At 36.5% G+C, this 21,794-nt stretch carries 21 protein-coding genes; 17 read left to right on the top strand and 4 right to left on the bottom strand.

Going from position 1 to position 21,794, the window contains the following annotated elements; all coding sequences use genetic code 11:
• The first annotated feature begins 81 nt into the window (after window positions 1–81).
• Complete coding sequence (locus tag LNP22_RS04605) at window positions 82–1,215, top strand: DinB family protein (protein ID WP_229975545.1); 1,134 nt, start codon at window positions 82–84, stop codon at window positions 1,213–1,215.
• 69 nt (window positions 1,216–1,284) lie between these two features.
• Here the strand turns inward: LNP22_RS04605 and LNP22_RS04600 are convergent, their stop codons facing one another.
• A complete protein-coding gene (locus LNP22_RS04600) occupies window positions 1,285–2,187 on the bottom strand; it encodes a PhzF family phenazine biosynthesis protein (RefSeq protein WP_229975544.1) in 903 nt (300 codons plus the stop codon).
• A 293-nt stretch (window positions 2,188–2,480) separates the two neighbouring features.
• Here LNP22_RS04600 and LNP22_RS04595 point away from each other — a divergent pair, with 293 nt between their 5' ends.
• The gene (locus LNP22_RS04595) at window positions 2,481–3,050 is read left to right on the top strand and encodes a DUF4494 domain-containing protein (protein WP_229975543.1); all 570 of its coding nucleotides are present in this window, start codon (window positions 2,481–2,483) and stop codon (window positions 3,048–3,050) included.
• Between the two features lie 820 nt (window positions 3,051–3,870).
• Here LNP22_RS04595 and LNP22_RS04590 read toward each other — a convergent pair.
• Window positions 3,871–4,365, bottom strand: coding sequence for a hypothetical protein (locus LNP22_RS04590; protein WP_229975542.1), 495 nt, complete (start codon window positions 4,363–4,365; stop codon window positions 3,871–3,873).
• A gap of 316 nt (window positions 4,366–4,681) precedes the next feature.
• On the opposite strand from LNP22_RS04590, the gene LNP22_RS04585 reads away from it, so the two are divergent.
• The 9 genes from LNP22_RS04585 to proC all read left to right on the top strand — a co-directional run bounded on the left by LNP22_RS04585 (window position 4,682) and on the right by proC (window position 13,812).
• Window positions 4,682–5,101, top strand: a complete 420-nt coding sequence (locus LNP22_RS04585) for a lipocalin family protein (protein WP_210666010.1) — start codon at window positions 4,682–4,684, stop codon at window positions 5,099–5,101.
• 199 nt (window positions 5,102–5,300) lie between these two features.
• Window positions 5,301–5,840, top strand: coding sequence for a DMP19 family protein (locus LNP22_RS04580; RefSeq protein WP_229975541.1), 540 nt, complete (start codon window positions 5,301–5,303; stop codon window positions 5,838–5,840).
• 474 nt (window positions 5,841–6,314) lie between these two features.
• Entirely contained in the window at window positions 6,315–7,586 is a 1,272-nt protein-coding gene (gene serS, locus LNP22_RS04575; RefSeq protein ID WP_229975540.1) for a serine--tRNA ligase, read from the top strand.
• 90 nt (window positions 7,587–7,676) lie between these two features.
• Entirely contained in the window at window positions 7,677–8,504 is an 828-nt protein-coding gene (lgt, locus tag LNP22_RS04570) for a prolipoprotein diacylglyceryl transferase (RefSeq protein WP_229975539.1), read from the top strand.
• Between the two features lie 69 nt (window positions 8,505–8,573).
• Window positions 8,574–10,355 carry a tetratricopeptide repeat protein gene (locus LNP22_RS04565; protein WP_229975538.1) on the top strand — a complete coding sequence of 594 codons (1,782 nt, stop codon included), beginning with the start codon at window positions 8,574–8,576 and terminating at the stop codon, window positions 10,353–10,355.
• Window positions 10,356–10,424: 69 nt separating this feature from the next.
• Window positions 10,425–10,736, top strand: a complete 312-nt coding sequence (locus tag LNP22_RS04560) for a DUF4286 family protein (protein ID WP_210666015.1) — start codon at window positions 10,425–10,427, stop codon at window positions 10,734–10,736.
• A 75-nt stretch (window positions 10,737–10,811) separates the two neighbouring features.
• Window positions 10,812–11,597 carry a 16S rRNA (adenine(1518)-N(6)/adenine(1519)-N(6))-dimethyltransferase RsmA gene (gene rsmA / locus LNP22_RS04555; protein WP_229975537.1) on the top strand — a complete coding sequence of 262 codons (786 nt, stop codon included), beginning with the start codon at window positions 10,812–10,814 and terminating at the stop codon, window positions 11,595–11,597.
• The gene (gene mgtE, locus LNP22_RS04550) at window positions 11,581–12,930 is read left to right on the top strand and encodes a magnesium transporter (protein ID WP_229975536.1); all 1,350 of its coding nucleotides are present in this window, start codon (window positions 11,581–11,583) and stop codon (window positions 12,928–12,930) included. The genes rsmA and mgtE overlap by 17 nt, the downstream gene beginning before the upstream one ends.
• A gap of 105 nt (window positions 12,931–13,035) precedes the next feature.
• Entirely contained in the window at window positions 13,036–13,812 is a 777-nt protein-coding gene (gene proC, locus LNP22_RS04545; RefSeq protein ID WP_229975535.1) for a pyrroline-5-carboxylate reductase, read from the top strand.
• A gap of 63 nt (window positions 13,813–13,875) precedes the next feature.
• Here the strand turns inward: proC and LNP22_RS04540 are convergent, their stop codons facing one another.
• Window positions 13,876–14,388, bottom strand: coding sequence for a hypothetical protein (locus LNP22_RS04540; RefSeq protein ID WP_229975534.1), 513 nt, complete (start codon window positions 14,386–14,388; stop codon window positions 13,876–13,878).
• A 193-nt stretch (window positions 14,389–14,581) separates the two neighbouring features.
• Between LNP22_RS04540 and LNP22_RS04535 the strand changes: the two genes are divergently transcribed.
• From LNP22_RS04535 to LNP22_RS04525, 3 genes are all read left to right on the top strand, one after another.
• Window positions 14,582–15,529: a 2-hydroxyacid dehydrogenase gene (locus tag LNP22_RS04535; RefSeq protein ID WP_229975533.1), complete on the top strand. Its 948-nt coding sequence runs from the start codon at window positions 14,582–14,584 to the stop codon at window positions 15,527–15,529.
• Window positions 15,530–15,728: 199 nt separating this feature from the next.
• Window positions 15,729–16,154: a DUF805 domain-containing protein gene (locus LNP22_RS04530; protein ID WP_229975532.1), complete on the top strand. Its 426-nt coding sequence runs from the start codon at window positions 15,729–15,731 to the stop codon at window positions 16,152–16,154.
• Window positions 16,155–16,169: 15 nt separating this feature from the next.
• Window positions 16,170–16,451 (top strand): TM2 domain-containing protein, encoded by a 282-nt coding sequence (locus LNP22_RS04525; protein WP_229975531.1) that lies wholly within the window; start codon window positions 16,170–16,172, stop codon window positions 16,449–16,451.
• A gap of 56 nt (window positions 16,452–16,507) precedes the next feature.
• Here LNP22_RS04525 and LNP22_RS04520 read toward each other — a convergent pair whose 3' ends face one another.
• Window positions 16,508–18,316: a GNAT family N-acyltransferase gene (locus LNP22_RS04520; RefSeq protein WP_229975530.1), complete on the bottom strand. Its 1,809-nt coding sequence runs from the start codon at window positions 18,314–18,316 to the stop codon at window positions 16,508–16,510.
• A gap of 120 nt (window positions 18,317–18,436) precedes the next feature.
• Here LNP22_RS04520 and LNP22_RS04515 point away from each other — a divergent pair, with 120 nt between their 5' ends.
• The 3 genes from LNP22_RS04515 (at window position 18,437) to LNP22_RS04505 (ending at window position 21,702) form a co-directional block, all read left to right on the top strand.
• Complete coding sequence (locus LNP22_RS04515) at window positions 18,437–19,198, top strand: exodeoxyribonuclease III (RefSeq protein WP_229975529.1); 762 nt, start codon at window positions 18,437–18,439, stop codon at window positions 19,196–19,198.
• Between the two features lie 210 nt (window positions 19,199–19,408).
• On the top strand, window positions 19,409–20,353 hold the full coding sequence (locus LNP22_RS04510) for an OmpA/MotB family protein (RefSeq protein WP_229975528.1): 945 nt from the start codon (window positions 19,409–19,411) through the stop codon (window positions 20,351–20,353).
• Window positions 20,354–20,664: 311 nt separating this feature from the next.
• Complete coding sequence (locus LNP22_RS04505; RefSeq protein WP_229975527.1) at window positions 20,665–21,702, top strand: aldo/keto reductase; 1,038 nt, start codon at window positions 20,665–20,667, stop codon at window positions 21,700–21,702.
• The last annotated feature ends 92 nt before the right edge of the window (window positions 21,703–21,794 follow it).

Genomic DNA, 21,794 nt, shown 5'->3' with positions numbered 1-21,794 from the left:
CGAAATGATTATTAAAGAATAATAAGTTTTTTCGTTAAAAAAACAATATTATATTTACGAAAAATTTTAAAATTATAAGAAATGAGAAAAGTAGTGATGCTATTGCTGTGTTTCAGTTTTGTTTCGGTTTGGGCCCAGACGCAAAAGGTAATTTCAAGTGATTGGACGTCTTTCAATCAAACGATAGACATTCAATCTTCTGTAAAGAAAAAATTTAAAGTCATTGCTTCTGTCAAAGTAGAAACCAATGAACCGCTTGCCTGGGCAGGAGTTTGGGCGAGAGTAGATACTAAAAATGAAGAAGACGGTTTCTTTGACAATATGGGCGACAGGCCAGTTAAAGCAAAAGAGTGGCAATCGTACACGGTAGAAGGCACGATTGATCAAAACAGCAAATCGTTAAGTTTTGGCGGATTGTGTTTGTTTAACGGAAAGTTTTACTTTGATAAATTTGTGGTACTTATAGAAAACGATAAAGGAGTTTTTGAACCTTTGACGATTTTAAATTCGAGCTTTGAAACACCTGTAAAAAACGGAGACATTCCAAAATGGAGTTTCGGAACTACTAAAGATAAAATAGTCAAAGTCAAAGAATATAAAGTGACTTCGGATAAATCGAGTGCAGATGGAAATTATGCTTTATTGATCGAAGGAACAGGCATCAAAGCCAAACAAGACGGAAGAATTGGCAATGTAGAAGGAGCATCGCCAAAAATTGCCGACATGATCTCGATGCTTGAAGATCTTAAAGATCGTGTAGAGAGAACAGTCAAAAATATGAGTCCGTATGAAATCGATTACCTGCATGATGCAGAAGCAAACCGAATTGGAGCTTTAATCATGCATTTGGCTGCCGCCGAAAAATATTATCAGGTTTTTACTTTTGAAAACAGAGGTTTTAATGAAGAAGAAAAGAAAAAGTGGAACACGGCTTTGAACTTGGAGCAGGGAGGAAGAGACGAATTTAAAGGGCATAGTGTGCAGTATTATCTCGATATTTATAACGAGGTAAGAGCAACTACTATTGCCGAACTCAAGAAACGTGATGACAATTGGTTTGTAGAAGTTCAAAAAAGTTATGACTGGACCAATCAATATTGCTGGTTTCATGTAATGGAGCATCAGTCAAGTCATTTGGGGCAAATTTTATTCTTAAAGAAACGAATTCCGCCTGAGCCCAAACCGCTCATACTAGAAAAAGAGATTAAAAACTAAGAGATTTTTTTCTGTTTCGATTGATTAGATAACAAAGAAGCTGCATTGATAAAATGCAGCTTCTTTATTTTAGACATACAATTCGCCTTGCATCGTGATGACAGACGAACCTCCCACCAAAATATCATGATCTCGGTTAAGCACTTCTATTATCGAGGGGTGTTTTAGTTTTACACCTTGCAAAATTTTATATTCTTTATTAGGCTTGGCATGTTTTTTTTGTGTCAGATAACCAATCAACGGGCCGGCTGCGGTGCCGGTTGCAGGATCTTCATTGACACCTATTGACGGATTAAAAAAGCGAGCTTCGGCAATGTGATCCTCATCTTCTTTGGTGATCGCAAAACAATAAAATCCTTCAAACTGATATTCTTTCGAAATTTCGATTAAAAGCTTGTTGTCAGGCAAACAGTCGTTAAGCAACTGGCTATTTTTTATCGGTACCATAATATGTGCCACCTCTGTTTTTACTATTGTCGGGACATAATCGTTGCTGTCCAGGTCTTCAATTTTCAGACCAAGTGCCACCGCTATTTTATAAGTTGGTATTTCCTGCTTGATAATAGCGGGTTTTTGATGCATTTGCACGATAGGATCATTGGTAATGGGATCAAACTTTACCGTTAGTGGCGTTGGAGCATTTTTCATGATCACAAAATGATTGTGCTCTTGTTGTTGCGCAAAGATGGGCATCTTTTTAAGTAAGGCACCACAAACGGCACCCAGTAAATTGTGTCCTGCACCATCAATCTCGATGCCCACAGAAGTAAACGAACGCACGCGCAATGCCTTATGTTCATAAGAGTAATAAATAAAAGAAGTTTCAGAATAACCAAATTCCCTAGCAATATTCTGATACACCTCTAATGCCAGGTTGCCTTCTGTAAAAACAACGGCCAAAGGGTTTCCTTTGTAACTGGTATTCGAGAATACATCTAGTACATAATATTCTAATAGTGTTCTTTTTTGCATTGCGTGACTTTTTATATTTGATCTTTTGAGCGAATAAAGTTACTACTTGTTTGGTAACTGAAGCTTAAAAAAATGTGTTTTTATTGTTTTTCTAAGGTCAAGACAACGCTATCATTATGTTACATTTTTTACAATCAGTGTATTGTTTTGAACAAAAGAAGGTTTTAAACCACAAATGCAAGCTAGTAATCGCCTACTCTTTGCTTTGATAGAAATTGTGAATATCTATTTGGATAATGATAGGTTTCTTTTTGCTGTAAAATCTATCTTTGGCATCCTTAAAAAAAATAAACATGAGCGCAACTTGGTACGAATGCAAAGTAAAATATAGAAAAACAGATGAAACCGGTGGACAAAAGGTGTTAACAGAACCGTATTTGGTAGATGCCGTATCGTATACCGAAGCCGAAAGCCGCATCAACGAAGAAATGGCCGCTTATATTAGCGAAGAATTTAAAATTACCAATATCAAAGTAGCCAATTACGCCGAGATCCATCCTTTTGAGAATGCCGACCGTTGGTTCAAGTCCAAAATTTCGTTGCTGGCCTATGACGAAGAAAGTGGTAAAGAACGCAAATCGAATATGTACATGCTCGTGCAGGCCAATGATGTGAGAGAAGCTTTTGATAATACGCTTGAGGTCATGAAAAACACGATGGGAGAATACAGTATCCCTGCCATTTCGGAGTCTCCGATTATGGATGTTTTTCCTTATTTTAGTGGAGAGGAAGGCGAAACCGAGCAACTAGAAAGATTCAATGCCATTAAAGCATCCAAGCCAGAACCTGTGGTAGTAATGGGCGAAAGCTTTGATGATATCGACATTGATACCGATGCAGAAGTAGAAGAGGTAGAAGCGTAGGCATACCATTATAAAAAAATACCGCTGAAAAGCAAAAAAATGGTCAGAAGAAATTCTGGCCATTTTTTTTGCGGTAGCTTGTAAGCAAGCGACTGAATATCTAAATCTTTTGATATAGTACTAAAAGGTCTGGATGTTATATTTTTAGTATTGAATGGGAAGTAAGGATTGAATCTGTAATCTGATTATCATTAGTAGAAAGAAAACCAGAATCCAGAGAGGTTGTTTCTTTGAATACTGCTTCTTTAAACTTCATAAAAGGAGTTTTGCATACGAGCAATTATGTTTTAACAGCCACAATTGGTATCAAATGATACAACATTGGGGTTCTGAACCTATCTCATGGGGTTCTGTATAGAAGTTGTGGGGTTATCAACCCCAACGACGGGGTTCCGAACCTAAAATTTGGGGTTCCGAACCCCATTGATGCGGTTCCAGACCCCAACGTTGCGGTTCTGAACCCCATCGTTTAGGTTCTAGACCTAAAATTTGGGGTTCCGAACCCCAATGATCCTTGTCGGAACCTCAATGATGCTTGTCAGAACCCTAATGATGTTTGTTGTAGCTTTATCGATGTTTGTCTAAATCCCATTGATGCATGTCTGAATGCCATTGATTTTTATCGCAACCTAACCAATGCTTGTGGTAACCTCATTAATGCTTGTCGTAACCCCACTGATGTTTGTCGCAACCGCAACGATACTTGCCAGAACCCCATTGGATAATTTTGTAAGCTTTGCTATTCTTGTCCTAACGGTTTGGCATAAAAAAAACCTCTTGAAGTTTGGCTTTCAAGAGGTCTTGTATGGGTTCAGACGGTTTATTGGGTAGGTTCTTCTGGCTTGATTGGGGTGGGTGCGCTTTTGCTTCGGGTAAAAAACTGAGACAATTCTTTTATTTTTACTTCATAACCTGCTTGTTTGGTATTCACTTTGTATTTGGTGTAATCATAATCGGTGAGTGCCATGTGGTAGCAATCGTAGTCGTGCAGTATTTTGTTGTTTTTTAAGCTCTGGGTCAGGCTTTCCAGACGGGCAATCATACTTTGCAAGTATTCTCGCGAAGCTACATCTTCCTGAAATGCTTCCCAATCTACATCGGGGCTGCTTAATCCAGCCTGACTGTATCTAAAGTCTTTTACTTTGTTTACAAAAAGTTTGTTTTGCTCGTGAACGCTCCCAAATCGTACTCTTTCTTCTGGCGAAAGATTCTTGAATTTACTATTTAAAGTGTTTTCTAAGGTCGTAAGACTGCTAATCGAGATGTTTTTTTCTTCTGCCGTATAATGCACGGCGTTTAGATTTTCTATTGACATGATTTCTAAAAATTATCGGTTGTACATTAAGATTTAATTTTTAAATATAAAAAATTATTTGTAAGAATTAACCGAAATTATAATATTTATTTTAAAGTATTTAAAGGATAAGTGTTTGTTTATGAATAATTTAATCTTTACACAAAGAGACTGCTACCACTGCTTTGGTTACAACTCCCCGAAATTAATGGGCGCAATCCCTGTAATTATGTAAATGATACTCGATTTTGTGTAACATTTCTGACAGGTATCGTGAGTAATTTAGCCGTATTATAATCGCATACAAATCAAACAAATTAATTTAAAAAAATTAGACATGAACACTAAACGTATCGTACTCGCCTTAGCACTAAGCATCGGATTATTCGCCACATCTTGCAGTAATGATGACAACGAAGGAGAAACATTGGCCCCTATTGAAGGAAAATGGGAGATTGTGCAGGTAGGAACCACCATCAATGGTGTAGAAACATTAATTGATGCACCGCAAAACACCAGCGGATGTGACAGAGATTACCTTAATCTTAAGATAGATAACACAGCGATTACAGGAGATTATGATTCTACCGTAAGTGCTTGTGCCCTTACAACAGCATCAGGAATTTATTCGAGATCTCATAATAACTTAACAGTTGTTATTGATGGCGTTACAAAAACTTCTGATATCGTAAACCTTACGCTGAAAGAGTTAAAATTGAAAGATGCTAATGGTATTATTGCTGTATATCATAAATAATATTAGCTAATAAACCATCGTCCTGATTTGCGTTAGGATGTTTCAAACGGGAAGTGCTTGTAAGTACTTCCCGTTTTTTTGTAGATAAAAGTCAGGGATTTTATTCTAAATATAAAATGCTATTAATACCAAACAAAAGGTGATGATGGTACGATTATTTAATTGAAATTTGCAATACAAAATTTAAATACAAAAGGATATGGAATTTGGAAGAATAATAATTTCAGAAACGGCAGGAAACAGTGAAAACCCGCAAGACGTTGTCAACTCAAATATTTCGGTGATTAATCTCATGCGCGAGGAAAAAATAGACGACGACTTGATTCACGAAGATGCTTTGATGAGTTATTATTTAGATTATTATACGTCTCAATATACCGAAGGCAATTTTTCGCAATTTGTTTATAATTCACGTTGGAACAAAGAGTTGAATGAATTGATCGAAGAAGGTCTGGCGCTCATTGGTGCCGAAAAACATCTGGAATTATTTCAAACCCAGGCCAAGCGAGTGCGCTTGCTCAGTAGTGTAAAAATTGACAAATTCTTAAAAGGAAAACTCGAAGGTGTTAACCCAACCAGAGATTTATTGAACAACGATACTTTTTTTGAGTTGGAAGAAAACCTGGTGACCCTTAATGCTAACTTCCTGAAATCGCACCCTGACACCGAAGTACTTTCGGTAGATGATATGTTTGCTGCCATAGAGGAATTTGTGGGGCACGAGATTAAGAGGGAGTAGGTTTTTTTTAAGCTTCTGAGGTTCTGAGGTGCAGAGGTACAAAGAGTTTGGTTTTTTGCCACAGATTAAAAAGATTCACACCGATTTAAATAATCCTTTTAATCTTTCTAATCTGTGGCTGTTTCTTTTGCCTTTTTTTTAGAAATATAAACTCTAATGAATAGACAATCGCTGTGTAATATTAGTTCAACTATGTGAAACTACTATTTTACATTTTGCTACAGATTAAAAAGATTCACACCGATTCAAATAATCCTTTTAATCCTTCTAATCTGTGGCTGTTTTTTGTCTTTTTTTTAGAAATATAAATTCTAATGAACTGTAAATCTCGGCGTAATCTTGATCCAACTTTGTAAAACGACTCTTTTACATCTTACAAAATACATTTCACACTAAAACTTTGTCGTATTCTTAGCAAACATTTCCTTAAATTTGCTTCCTTTATATAAAAATATAAGTTATAAAAACCAAGCTATGTTACAAATCGCATTTATTAGAGAGAATCAGGAGAAAGTAATCAAGGCTTTAGCAAAACGAAATATCGATGCTAAAAGTGTTGTAGAAGAAGTGGTGCAATTAGACGAAAACCGTCGTGCTACACAAGTGGAGTTAGACAATACTTTATCAGAATCTAATAAATTATCCAAAGATATAGGCGAATTAATGAAAGCGGGAGAGAAATCAAAAGCCGCAATCTTAAAAGAAAAGACCGTTTCATTAAAAGAAAAAAGCAAAGAGTTGGGCGAAAAAGCAGAAGCTTTGGCAACCGAATTGACCCATAAATTATACACTTTACCCAATCTTCCTGCTGATATTGTTCCGGAGGGAAAAACACCAGACGATAACCTGAATGTTTTTGAGGAAGGTGCTATTCCGGTTTTACACGAAGGTGCGCAACCGCACTGGGAACTGGTAAAGAAATACGATATCATCGATTTTGAGTTGGGTGTAAAAATTACAGGCGCAGGATTCCCAGTTTATAAAGGAAAAGGAGCTCGTTTGCAACGTGCTTTGATCAATTACTTTCTGGACAAAAATACTGCTGCAGGCTATAATGAAGTTCAAGTACCGCATTTGGTCAACGAAGCTTCTGGTTACGGAACAGGACAATTGCCAGATAAAGAAGGACAAATGTATCACTCGACGATTGATGATTTGTATTTGATTCCGACTGCTGAGGTTCCAGTAACCAATTTATTTCGTGACGTTTTATTAAGCGAAGCTGAATTGCCTGTTTTATATACCGCTTACACACCATGTTTCCGTCGTGAAGCAGGGTCTTACGGAGCACACGTGCGTGGGTTAAACCGTTTGCACCAATTTGATAAAGTAGAAATTGTACGTGTAGAACATCCTGATAAGTCTTATGAAGCCCTTGACGGAATGGTAGAACACGTAAAAGATATCTTGAATGAATTGAAATTACCGTACCGCGTTTTACGCCTTTGTGGTGGCGATATGGGTTTTACATCGGCTTTGACGTATGATTTTGAGGTGTTTTCTACAGCACAAGATCGTTGGTTAGAGATTAGTTCGGTGTCTAATTTTGAGACGTTTCAGGCCAATCGCTTGAAGTTGCGTTTTAAAGACAAAGACGGTAAAAATCAATTGGCGCATACTCTTAACGGAAGCTCATTAGCGTTGCCAAGGGTTTTGGCAGGAATTTTAGAGAATTACCAAACGCCAGAAGGAATCGTAATTCCAGAAGTTTTACGCCCTTACTGCGGATTTGATATTATAAATTAACTTTTACAGTTCTTAAAGCTACACCTAACAGGTTTTTAAAATCTGTTAGGTTTCTTAATTTAACTAAGAACTTCAATAAAATAAACCAAGATGAACGGAGTTTTAAACTGGAATGTCGATCCTGTTATTTTCTGGATAACAGATAGTTTTCCTCTAAAATATTACGGAGCTCTTTTTGCCTGCGGACTTTTGCTTGGGTACTACATCGTAAGAACAATTTATAAAACGGAAAATCTTTCGCTCGAAAACCTCGATAGTTTGCTGATTTATGTAATTGTCGGAACTATTTTAGGTGCCAGATTAGGACATTGTCTTTTTTATGAGCCGGATTATTTTTTTAGACATCCGATAGAAATTCTTTTGCCGATTGAGAAGATTGGTGGGGTCTATAAATTTGTTGGTTTTCAAGGTCTCGCCAGTCACGGAGGTACCATCGGAGTCCTGATTGCACTTGTTTTATATTGCCGAAAATTTAAAGTTGCTATTTTTGGATTGCTTGATAGAATGGCAGTTGCCGTGCCAGTTACGGGAGCTTTTATACGATTGGGTAATTTTATGAATTCTGAAATCTACGGAAAACCAACTAACGGAAGCTGGGGAGTGGTTTTTGAGAGAGACGATCTGATTCCGAGGCATCCCACGCAGTTGTATGAAGCCTTTGCGTATTTGCTTATTTGCGGTATTTTATTTTCATTGTATAAAATAGAAAAAATCAAAAATGCCCAAGGATTTATTTTTGGATGTTTCTTGGCGTTATTGTTTTTGGCCCGATTTATAATTGAATTTTTTAAAGAAAATCAAGAAAGTTTTGAAAATGATATGCTCATAAATATGGGACAAATATTAAGTATTCCTTTTATTGTATTGGGTTTGGTACTCATCGCCTGGAAATCTAAAGCGATAAAAGAATACCTTTAAAATCATAATTTTAGTCAGGCTAATTCAGACTGAAAACCAATTGAACCACAACTTAAAAAAAACCGAAGTATGAAAAACATCTGTATCTATATCGTTTTGTTGTGGTCGTCTTTTGCTTTTTCTCAAAACGAGCAACTGGCGCAATATTACTATGACAAAGGCGATTTTGAAAAAGCAAAAATTAGCTACGATCAGTTACTCAATGGTTCGCCGTCTAATACCCAATATTTTCTTAGAATAGTAGATTGCTACCAGCAATTGCAACAGTTTGATGTGGCGGAGAAAGCAATTCAAAGTCGCTATAGCCGTTACAAACAAGGTATTTTTCTGGTAGAATTGGGTTATAACTTTCAACTGCAGAAAAACGATGCTAAAGCTAAGAATTACTACGAACAGGCTATAGAAAAAATAAAAACGAGTCCGAATGATGTTTACGGCATCGGTAATTCCTTCGAGAAAAAGGTGTTGCTCGAATATGCTTTGAAGGCTTACGAAACCGCAATGGGACTGCAGCCGAATTATAATTTTAATTTTCAAATCGGAATGTTGTATGGTCAATTGGGTAAAACCGATAAAATGATCGATATTCTATTGACCGAATCGTTTGCAAATCCACAAAATTCTAACTTGATTCAGGCGCAATTGGCTCGTTTCATGAATGGCGAGACCGATGCAACGGCCTTTAAAGATGCCATGAGAAAAGCCTTAATCCTGAAAACGCAAAAAGAGCAGGATGTTTTCTGGAATCATTATCTGAGCTGGTTTTATGTACAGCAAAAAGAGTTTGGGAAAGCATTCATTCAGGAAAAAGCTATTTACAAAAGAGAAGGGGAGTCGCTGATGAGTATTGTCAATCTGAGTCAATTTGCATTGAATGAAGACGACACTGATACTGCTGCGGAAATCCTGAATTTTATTCTCTTAAATACCAAGGATTTGGATTTACTGGTTGATACCAATGCCCATTTGATGCAAATCAAAATAGACAAAGCACAACCTAAAGATTATCCTGTTATTAATGCTGAGTTAGAACAATTACTCAAAACCTACGAAATAACTCCATTTACCTTATCTTTGCAGTTGATTCAGGCACATTTTCTGGCTTTTAATTTGAAAAAAATTGAAGAGGGAAAGTCAATCCTGAAAAAAGCATTAGAACTGAATTTAAATGAGTATCAGAGAGCGGATGCTAAGATGGAGTTGGCGGATATTTTGCTTTTGGAAGAAAAGTTCAATCAGGCGCTGATTTATTATTCGCAAATTCAGTTGGATTTAAAGAATGATGTTGTGGCGCAGGAAGCCAGTTTGAAAGCAGCAAAAACGAGTTATTTTAAGACCGATTTTGAGTGGGCGCTGAGTCAGTTTAAAGTGCTCAAATCGGCCAATACACAATTGATTGCTAATGATGCCCTCGAGTATTTTTTACTCATCAATGACAACACGGTTGCCGATTCGACACAAACCGCTTTGAAGCAATTTGCAAAAGGTGATTTTTTAAGATATCAAAATAAAAAAGAAGAGGCGATTGCGCAGTTTCAAAGTATTTTAAAGGCTTTTAAAGGACAGGAAATAGAAACAGTAACATTGTTGCGTTTAGGAAAAGTCTATGAAGGGTTGGCAGATTACAATTTGGCGTTAAGCCTATACCAGCAAATAATTGACAACCATAGCGACGGCATTTATGTAGACGAAGCCTTGTTCTTTTCGGCAGAGATTTATAATGAGAAACTGAAAGATATCGAAAAGGCAAAACCGCTTTATGAGAAGATTATTTTCAATCATCAAGACAGTATTTATTTTGTTGAGGCGAGAAAAAAATACCGCCAATTGCGGGGAGATATTAATTTATAATTCAGACTTTAGATTTTAGATTTCTACAAGAATCTAAAATCTAAAGTCTAAAATCTAAAATCAAGAAACATGATAATTTACAACGTTACCACCAATATACACGAAAGCGTTCATGACCAATGGTTAAAATGGATGCAGGAAAAGCACATACCCGAAATTTTAGCGACACAAAAGTTCTCTTCCGCCAGAATTGTTAAGGTTTTGATTGAAGAAGAAATGGGTGGCGTTACGTATTCGGTGCAATATTTTACTGATAGTAAAGCAACACTAGAACAATATTATTTAGAAGATGCGCCCAAATTCCGTCAGGAAGCTTTGGAATTGTTTGCGGATAAAATGCTTTCTTTTAGAACCGAATTAGAGGTTATTTCTGAGCATTAATGATTTAGGTTTCGATTTTCAGAGATAATATATAAATAAAGCGTAGTGCCTTTTAAGGCAAAACAAAAAGATAAAATGGAAAAAGTAAAAGCAAAAAAACATTTAGGACAACATTTCTTGAAAGACGAAAGTATCGCAAAAGCAATTGCAGATACCTTGAGTCTAAAAGGATATGATGAGGTTTTAGAAATAGGACCGGGAATGGGTGTGTTGACTAAATATTTGCTGGATAAGCCCATTAATACACACGTGATCGAGATCGATACGGAATCTGTGGTGTATTTGGGTGAAAATTATCCGAAATTAAAAGACAAAATTATCTCTCAGGATTTCCTGAAATACAATATAAACGAGGTTTACGAAAACAAGCAATTTGCGATAATTGGAAATTTTCCATACAATATTTCTACACAAATTGTTTTTAGAACTTTAGAATTTAAACATCAGATTCCGGAGTTTTCGGGCATGTTTCAGAAAGAAGTGGCCGAGAGAATCTGCGAGAAAAAGGGTTCTAAGGCATACGGAATTTTATCTGTTTTGGCCCAGGCTTTCTATGATACAGAGTATTTGTTTACGGTTGACGAAAATGTGTTTATTCCTCCGCCCAAGGTAAAATCCGGTGTGATGAAAATGACCCGAAAGGAAGATTATAGCCTTCCTTGTGGTGAAAGATTGTTTTTTACCGTTGTAAAAACAGCTTTTCAACAAAGACGAAAAACATTACGTAACAGTTTGAAAACATTAAATTTATCAGATAAATTGCGAGAAGACATTATCTTTGATAAGCGTCCCGAGCAATTGAGCGTAGACGAATTTATTGTTTTGACTCAAAAAATAGAAGCCGATGGAGTTCAAAGTTAGTAAAGAATTACTACACCAGTTAGAAGAGCATATTGTCAATAAAAACGACAAAGAACTTGAGGTTTTATTAAACGATTTGCACCATGCGGATATCGCCGAAATCTTGGACGAACTGGATTTTGACGAAGCTACCTATATTTTTAAGGTTTTAGATAGTGATAAAACGGCCGAGATCCTTCTGGAACTGGAAGATGATTTGCGTGAAAATATTTTAAGCCGATTATCTCCAAAAGAAATTGCCGAAGAGCTTGATGAGCTGGAAACCAATGATGCTGCAGATATTATCGCAGAGCTTTCTCAGGAAATCAAAGCCGAAGTAATTTCGGAGTTAATTGACGTTGAACATGCAAAAGACATTGTCGAATTATTGCGTTACGACGAAAATTCTGCCGGTGGTTTGATGGGTAAAGAGCTTGTAAAAGTAAACGAGAACTGGAATGTTCTCACTTGCGTGAAAGAAATGCGCATTCAGGCCGAAAACGTGTCACGAGTGCATTCAATTTACGTGATAGACGATGAAAACCGCCTTAAAGGAAGATTGTCGCTCAAAGATTTGCTCACCACTTCGACCAAAACACAAATCAGTGATATTTATATTCGAAAATTAAACTTTGTCAACGTCGATACCGAAGATGTTGAGGTCGCTCGTATCATGCAAAAATACGATTTGGAAGCCATTCCTGTTGTAGATGAATTGGGGCGCTTGGTCGGCAGAATTACCATTGATGATATCGTAGACGTAATCAAAGATGAAGCGGATAAAGATTATCAATTGGCGGCGGGTATTACGCAAGACGTTGAATCAAATGATAGCGTATTGGAGTTGACCAAAGCACGCTTGCCCTGGCTGTTGATTGGTATGGTGATCGAGATTGTGGCTTCGTTTGTTCTAAAAGGCAATGAGAGCGTTTTTAAAATCCATTCTACATTGATTATTTTTGTGCCTTTACTTTCGGCAACTGCCGGAAATATTGGTGTTCAGGCTTCTGCGATTGTGGTACAGGGTTTGGCAAACGGAACCTTGAAAGAATTTAGTCGAGGTTATTTTACTAAAGAAATTACTGTATCAATGATTTCGGGATCTATTATTTCATTATTATTGCTAGGCTACCACTCTGTCATGTACCAACAATATTTGGTGGGATTTGCGATTTCAATCTCGATGATTGTCGTGATTTTATTTGCGGCGACTTTAGGAACTTTGGTACCACTTTTTCTACATAAAAACAAAATTGATCCCGCAATTGCAACGGGTCCCTTTATTACAACAACCAATGATGTTTTTGGTATTATGCTCTATTTTGGAGTAGCCAAATTGATTTTGGGATTTTAAGATTCGGTTAATCGTTAAACTGTTTATGCGTTTAATCGATTAAATAGTTTAACGATTAAACAGTTCAACAAATAATGCTATTAACCAACCAAAAAATTACCAAGAATGAAAATACATATTATAGGCGGAGGGAATCTAGGCGTTTCCATTGCGTTGGGAATTGCTAAGTTCTCAAAAAATAACCAAGTTACCGTAACAAGAAGAAACACAACAAGTATTCAATATTTGTCAGAGTATGGAATTACGGTTTCATCGGATAATAAACACAATATTCAGGAAGCAGATGTGGTGATTTTGACCATAAAACCATATCAGGTAGATACCATTTTTGCTGAAATTTTGCCTGTTATTAAAGGTAAAACAATTGCTTCGGCCGTAAGTGGATTGTCTTTAGAAATGTTGCAATCCAAAACAAATGATGAGTTCCCTGTAATTCGGATTATGCCTAATATCGCAGCCCAATTTGGCGAATCGGCCACGTGTATTTCTTTCCCTGAAAAGGATAAAGAAAAAGCCTTACCGATCGTTGATTTGTTTCAGGATTTAGGAACAGCCCCAGTTATTGACGAAAAATTAATGGATGCGGCAACGGTTTTAGGCGCTTGCGGTACTGCTTATGCCTTACGTTACATTAGAGCTTCGATGCAGGCTGGAATTGAAATTGGTTTCGACTCTCAAACGGCTTTGGCCATCGCAGCACAAACGGTAAAAGGTGCCGCCAAAATGCTGTTGGAAGAAAAAGTACATCCTGAGCAGTTAATTGACCGCGTAACTACGCCGCAAGGCTGCACCATTGTTGGTCTGAACGAAATGGAGCACAATGGTTTCAGTTCTTCATTAATCAAAGGAATCAAAACTTCTTTGAAACAGATTAAAGGATAATTTTAGATTTTTTTGATATTGTAAATTCCAAATTCCAATTTTTATAAGTTGGGATTTGGAATTTTATTTTTTAACCAATTGAATATATTTGGCACCGCATTCGGCAAGTTTGGTATAATAATTCATGGCATTGCCATAGTTCTGAATCGTGAGCGTGTCTTGTACATAACTTGCCTCGATTCCTGTCGGAATTTCAAGTTCGCGAGTTGTTGTACTATCTTCTTCATGGCTGATATCACCTTCGTATTCGTCCCATTTTATGCCTTCCAGAACAATATATTTTTCACCGGATTCAGAGATAGTTATTTTAGCTTTGCCCGTAACATTTCTTGTATTGGTTTTTAGCGTATACAAATAACCATTTTGAGTGGTAGTTAAGGTAATAGCAATATGGCAATCATCTTCAGTTGCTGTGGTGTAAAATCCTGCAATAGATTCGATATTTTTTTTATAGAGAAGGGGTGTAGTGTCCTTTTTAACATTTTTTATTGCAGTAGGTTCGGTCTTTTTGTGAGTACAGCTTGCAACAAATACAACAAAAGACGAGAAGTAAGCAAGTTTAAGGATCGAGTTCATAAGTTGAAAATTGTTTTTGGAGTTAAAATACGTTTCAAAAAGTTCAAAATGCCCAAAAAGGGCGCAGTTTTTCAAAGTTAAATAAATTGCGATTGATAAAAAACAAATTGACTTGCTTTTGCCTCAAATACAAACTAACGTTGCTTTATAACAAAAGAATATACTGTATTTTTGTGTTTCTAAATTTTAAATAATGAGCATCAAAATTTTACATATCGATAGCAATCATCCTGTTCTTTGGAATCAACTAGAAGAAGCGGGTTTTGAAAATCACGCAGATTTTAAATCTTCAAAAGAAGAAATTGAAAATATAATTCACGAGTACAATGGAATCGTTATTCGCAGCCGTTTTAAAATTGATAAAACCTTCCTCGACAAGGCACCCAATTTGCAGTTTATTGCCAGAGTTGGCGCAGGTTTAGAAAGTATCGATTGTGAGTATGCCGAGGCCAAAGGAATACATTTAATTCCGGCTCCAGAAGGTAATCGCAACGCTGTTGCAGAACACACATTAGGAGTTATTTTGTCTCTTTTTAATAATTTGAATCAGGCTGACGCCGAAATAAAATCGGGACAGTGGAATCGCGAAAGCAATCGCGGTCACGAATTAGACGGGAAAACTGTAGGCATTATTGGTTACGGAAACATGGGGAAGGCTTTCGCTAAAAAACTACGAGGCTTTGAGGTAGAAGTTTTATGTTACGATATTCTTGAAAATGTAGGCGACGAAAATGCCAGACAAGTTTCATTAGAAGAATTGCAGCAAAAAGCAGATGTTTTGAGCTTGCACCTTCCTTGGACACCAGAAACCGATAAAATGGTCAACAGTGTGTTTGTAAATGCGTTTAAAAAGCCATTTTGGATCATCAACACATCTCGAGGTAAAAATATAGTTACCGCAGATTTAGTGACAGCGATGAAGTCGAAAAAGGTCTTAGGGGCTGGCTTGGATGTTTTAGAGTACGAGAAGCTGTCTTTTGAAACACTTTTTCAGGATAAAAATACTCCCGAAGCTTTTCAGTATTTGTTAGATGCCAAAAATGTTTTGCTAACGCCTCATATTGCAGGATGGACTTTTGAAAGTCACGAACGTCTTGCTCAAGTGATCGTAGATAAAATTAAAAAATTATATTCGAAGTAAAGTCAATAATAATAGGGTGTTAGAACTTTTGAAGGTTTGTTAAGTTATTAATAACAGGTTTTTTCTCAAAAAGTAAAGAGCTGAATTAGTTTTTAAAGTTATTTTTTTTTAATATTGTTTCCGAATTTTAACAAAATTTTAAAAAAAGGAGTAACCGAAAATCCATAAGAGTAGGGATTAACTAACTAATTTATTAATTATGATTGAATGGTACAAAAAGGTAGTTTTTGAAAACTATGCAAACTTTAAAGGACGTGCGAGAAGAAGTGAATATTGGTATTTTGCACTTGCAAACGGATTAATTTCGATTGCATTGATGATATTAGGTGGAGCAGTGGGTGGTTTATTCGGTGATGGAGTTACAGGAGTTATGGTAGGATATGCCCTTTTCTTGTTGTATACATTAGCAACTCTAATTCCTACTTTGGGTGTTGTCGCTAGGAGATTGCATGATGTTAACAAAAGCGGTTGGTTTTATTTTGTTTCTTTTATTCCATTAGTTGGTCCTATTTGGATTCTAATTTTATTTTGTACTGAGGGAGATGCAGGATCAAATCAATATGGACCAGATCCTAAAAATGAAACTGATCAAATTAGTGAAATAGGAAGTGTTGAAGTACAATAATTTAAATCATATATAATGGAAAACACAAAACCAGAAGAAACGTGGAATACTCCACAAACTGTAAAACCAGAAAACAAAAAAGTTTTAGCTGGAGTTTTAGGTATCATTTTCGGATACTTAGGGATTCATAAGTTTATTTTAGGATATACTAAAGAAGGAATTATTCAAATCGTCCTGAGTGTTGTAACTTGTGGAGCAGCAGGAATAGTTGGATTTATTGAAGGTATAATATATTTGACGAAGAGTGATGATGATTTTTATCAAACGTATCAAGTTGGTAAAAAACCTTGGTTCTAAAACATAAAAAAGCCTTTTCAAATTAATGAAAAGGCTTTTTCTTTTTATATCAAATCTTAAATAATATCTTCTTTTTCAGATAATTTGCGTTCTAATTCTATTTGAAATTCTTCTATAACCGGTTTCATAGTGCTTTCCGGGATATCTGCGATCCTGATGTACATCAAGCCATCGATGGCGTTGTTAAACAGCGGATCAACATTAAAAGCTACCACACGTGCATTTTGCTTGATGTATTTCTTAATCAGTACAGGCAAACGTAAATTTCCTGGTTCTAATTCGTCAATGATTTTATCAAATTTATTCAAATCAGATTCGGCTTCATCAAAAATAAAGTCTTTATCAGCGTCTTTCAGTTTTACTTTATAGGCTTTTTTAGGATGAATGTATTGTGCTACATAAGGATCGTAATAGTTGGATTTCATAAATTCAATCATTAGCGATTTAGAGAAATCAGAAAACTGATTGCTAATGCTCACGCCACCTAACAGGTATTTGTGTTCAGGATAACGCAATGTGGTATGAATGATTCCTTTCCATAATAAAAACAGCGGCATTGGCTTTTGCTGGTACTCTTTTACGATAAAGGCACGGCCCATTTCGATAGATTTGTGCATCATATCGTGCAATTCGGGCTCGAATCTAAAAAGATCATTCAAGTAAAAACCTTCAATTCCGTATTTTGGATAGATTTCAGAACCCAATCCCATGCGGTAGGCTCCGGCTATTTTTTTGGTTTCATCATCCCACAAAAACATGTGGTGATAATATTGATCAAATTTATCTAAGTCAATCGATTCGTTGGTTCCTTCGCCTACTTCACGGAAAGTAATTTCGCGAAGACGACCAATTTCATGTAAGATATTCGGAACCGATTTTGCGCTTGCAAAAAATACTTCGTAGTTTTTGCTTTGTAACAAACGACAATCACTGTTGCGCAGCGAGTTCACCTCGTCTATCATGTGAGATTCGCTTGCCGGTGTCACGATTTTCTTTGGTGCTTTTGGTATTTTAAGGCTTGCAGCATCCAGTAATTTGCTTTCCTTTTCGAAAGGATTGGCAAGCATATAGGTTTTTTTTCTTAAAAATTCCGAGTAATCTTCAAACGTTTCAAACTCGTTTTGCTCGTTTACAGAAATAGGTTTCCCAATACGTACCTTGATCACACGGTCTTTTTGCGTGAGCAGTTCTGAGGGTAATTTTGCGGTACGAAGCGTATCATCAATCTTTGATAACCAGTAAAATAATCTGCTGTTTTTAGCATGAAAATAAATCGGTACAACCGGAACTTTCGCTTTGCGAATTAATTTCAAAGCGCCTTCTTCCCAAGGTTTATCTACGACCAATTTTCCGTCTCTGTACGTCGAAACTTCACCGGCTGGAAAAATCCCTAAAGGTTTGCCATCACTTAAATGGCGCAGGGTTTCTTTGATTCCCACCACACTTGATTTGGCATCCTTATGATTTTCAAAAGGATTTACAGGCATGATGTATTTCTTGAGCGGAACAATGCGGTGCAATAAAAAGTTGGCGATAATCTTGAAGTTGGGTTCTCTTTCGAGCATTAATTTCAAAAGTAATATACCATCGATTCCTCCCAGTGGATGATTCGAAATAGTAATATAAGCACCTTCTTTAGGCAAGCGTTTTAGATCTTCTTCAGGAATTTCAAACTTAATTTGCAATTCATCCAGAACTCCATTTAAAAAAGCTACGTCTTCTAAATGTTTGTTGTGGTCGTATATTTTATTAAGGGTAGATATCTTAAGTACCTTCATAAGCATCCAGCCTGAAAAAGTACCTAAAACTCCGTACTTATCAACATTTATCGCTTTTGCAACTTCTTTCGCGGTAACTAAACCCATGTACTATTTTTAATTTATTAGAGCAGCGAACAAAGATAACAAAAAACTCTACTTTTCGTCGTTTCGAACACAAACTTTACACTTTTTTATTACTTTTGAAATTCTTAAAAAAAAGCCGAAATGAAAATTATTTCTTATAATGTTAACGGAATACGCGCTGCGATCGCCAAAGGATTCATCGACTGGTTGCAACATGCTAGCCCTGATGTTATTTGCCTTCAGGAAATAAAAGCCACACAGGATCAGATTCCCGTAGAGGCAATTACTGCTGCGGGTTATCCATACCAATACTATTATCCTGCGACCAAAAAAGGCTACAGTGGAGTAGCTATTTTGTCTAAAATAAAACCCAACAATGTCGTTTTCGGAACCGGAATTCAGCACATGGATTTTGAAGGGCGTAACCTTCGTGTCGATTTTGATGCGTTTTCGGTTATGAGTTTGTATTTACCTTCTGGGACTAACATAGAGCGTCTGGATCATAAATTTATGTTTATGGATGATTTTCAAACCTACATCAACGAACTAAAAATCACCATTCCAAACCTGATCATTTGCGGCGATTACAATATTTGCCACGAGGCAATCGATATTCACGATCCCGTTCGCAACAAAACCGTTTCAGGATTTTTGCCTCAGGAACGTGCCTGGTTAGACGGTTTTATGAAGTCAGGTTTTGTCGATAGTTTTCGTCATTTCAACAAAGATCCCCACCATTATTCGTGGTGGAGTTATCGTGCCGGAGCCCGCGGAAACAACAAAGGCTGGCGTATCGATTACAATTTAGTGAGCGATTCTTTGCAACATAAACTCAAACGTGCCGTTATCTTACCTAATGCGATGCACTCAGATCATTGCCCGGTTTTAGTCGAAATTGAGTAACTTTGGTACTGTTATTGCTAAAAAATGCTTCGAAAGGGCATTAAAAAGTTGCCCGATATTAAATTTCAGGAGCTGTTTCCTGCTGTTCACTATATCTTTTTGTTTTTAAAGAAAAAACAAAAAGGATGTCGCTCCCATCAGGGCTAGGGCACTTTTGCAAACATGACATTTTAAATTATTAATCAAGCCCCAAATAAAAACAAAAATCAAATGATAAAAAAAGCTTCGATCGGATTGCTACTTTTAGCCTTATCCACAACTTCATGTGTATCCAAGAAAATATACAACGATCTGGAAAACAAATATTCAGATTTAAAGAAAGAAAATCGCGCCGTTGCAGATGAAAATGCCGAATTACAAAAAGCAAAAAATCAATTAGAATTAGATCGCGACAGCCTGAACAAAGATTTAAACGCTACAAAAGCAGATCTTGCTAAACAAAAAGCAGATTTACTTGCAGAGCAAAAAAAATATAAGGTTTTAGAAGATTCGTATAAAGCGCTAGAAAAAAACAGCAACGATGCCTTAGAAAGTAATATGGCTAAAAACCGTGATTTGTTGGCACAATTAGAAGCAAAATCCAAAAAACTAGCCGAAGAACAAGCTCGTTTAGATAAAACCGCCAACCGCTTAAACGAATTAGAAGCCATGATTGCAGCTAAAGAAGCTGCGATGCGCAAACTAAAAGAAACACTTTCTAAAGCTTTGAATGGTTTTGAAGGAAAAGGTCTTACCGTAGAACAGAAAAACGGGAAAGTATATGTTTCTATGGAAAACAAATTGCTTTTCAATTCAGGAAGTTGGGCCGTTGGTACCGAAGGTAGAAAAGCGGTTGTAGAGCTTGCAAAAGTTTTAGGTGACAATCCAGATTTGTCGGTATTGATCGAAGGTCACACAGATGATGATCCGTATGCAGGTTCTGGACCTATCGCAGACAACTGGGATTTATCGACCAAAAGAGCCACCGCAATTGTAAATATTTTGGCCGAAAACAAAAAAATCAACAAACAAAAACTTACGGCCGCAGGACGCAGCGAATATTCTCCTCTTGCCAGCAACGCAACTCCAGAAGGAAAAGCAAAAAACCGTAGAATCGAAATCATCTTAACGCCAAGATTGGATGAAATTGCTGAAATGTTGAATAGTATTAATTAAGCTGCTAAGTGTCTAAGGTGCTAAGTTACTAAGATTCCAATTTATAAATTCCAAATTCCAAATTAACACCTGGGATTTGGAATTTTTTATTGGATTTTTCTTTCTTGAAAAATACAGTAATGTATTTTGAGTTTCAATACTCAAGCAAAAGCTTAGCATCTTAGAACATTAGTACCTGAAAGAAACCTTTTAGTTTTTTTAACTTTTGTCTTGTTAGTGGTTTATCAATGCCTTTGTATCTTTGAGACTTTAAAATCGAAACAAGTAAACTTAGAACCTAAGAATCTTAGCAACTCAGAACCTTAAAAAAAATGAAATACACCACTTTACCCCATACCGATATAAAAGTTAGTAAAATTTGCCTTGGTACGATGACTTTTGGTCAACAAAACTCAGAAGTAGAAGGTCACGCCCAAATGGATTATGCCCTTGAAAGAGGTGTGAATTTTTTTGATACCGCCGAAATGTACTCGGTTCCGGCAAGTGAAGCTACTTACGGAAGCACCGAAAAAATTATAGGAACCTGGTTTAAAAAATCAGGCAATCGTGACAAAGTGGTTTTGGCATCTAAAATTGCAGGTCCAAACGCTAATTTTGGGTACATGCGCGAAAAACTGGATTTCTCGCCTGCAAGTATCAAATTTGCTTTAGAAAATAGCTTAAAAAGACTGCAGACAGATTACATCGATTTGTATCAAATGCATTGGCCAGAGCGTAAAACCAATACTTTCGGACAACGTGCTTTTAAAGTTCAGGACTATGAGTGGGAAGATAATTTTAGAGGCGTTCTGGAAACTTTTGATGGGTTAATCAAAGAAGGAAAAATAAAACATATTGGTGTTTCTAATGAAAATGCCTGGGGAATGATGCGTTTTCTGGAAGAAAGTAAATACCAGAATCTGCCACGAATCAAAACTGTTCAAAATCCGTATTCGTTATTAAATCGTCTTTTCGAAGTAGGTTCTTCAGAAGTAGCGCTTCATGAAAATTTGGGTTTATTGGCTTATTCTCCTTTAGCATTTGGTGTTTTGACAGGTAAATTCTTGACAGGAGAACAGCATCCAAACGCTAGAATCAATCTTTTTCCACAATACACGCGCTACAATAGCGAGCAATGCACACAAGCAACTCGTTTGTACAATGAAATTGCTAAAAAACACGGTATGACGCTTACAGAGCTCGCAATGGGTTTTGTATTGCAACAGCCATTTCTTACCAGCGCAATTATTGGTGCTACGACTTTAGAACAATTAAAAGAAAATATTGATACAATTGATGTCACACTTTCTAAGGAGATTCTATCCGAAATTGATGCTGTTCAAGCTATTATTCCGGATCCGGCACCATAATAATTTTAATTTTAGAATAATTGAAAATTCCACTAATTTGTCACTGAATGTTGTGATAATTAGTGGAATTTGTTTTTAAAATTTTTTCGCTT

The organism is Flavobacterium flavipigmentatum (assembly GCF_020911905.1).
Lineage (GTDB): Bacteria > Bacteroidota > Bacteroidia > Flavobacteriales > Flavobacteriaceae > Flavobacterium > Flavobacterium flavipigmentatum.
This window is presented reverse-complemented; position numbering and strand designations above follow the sequence as displayed.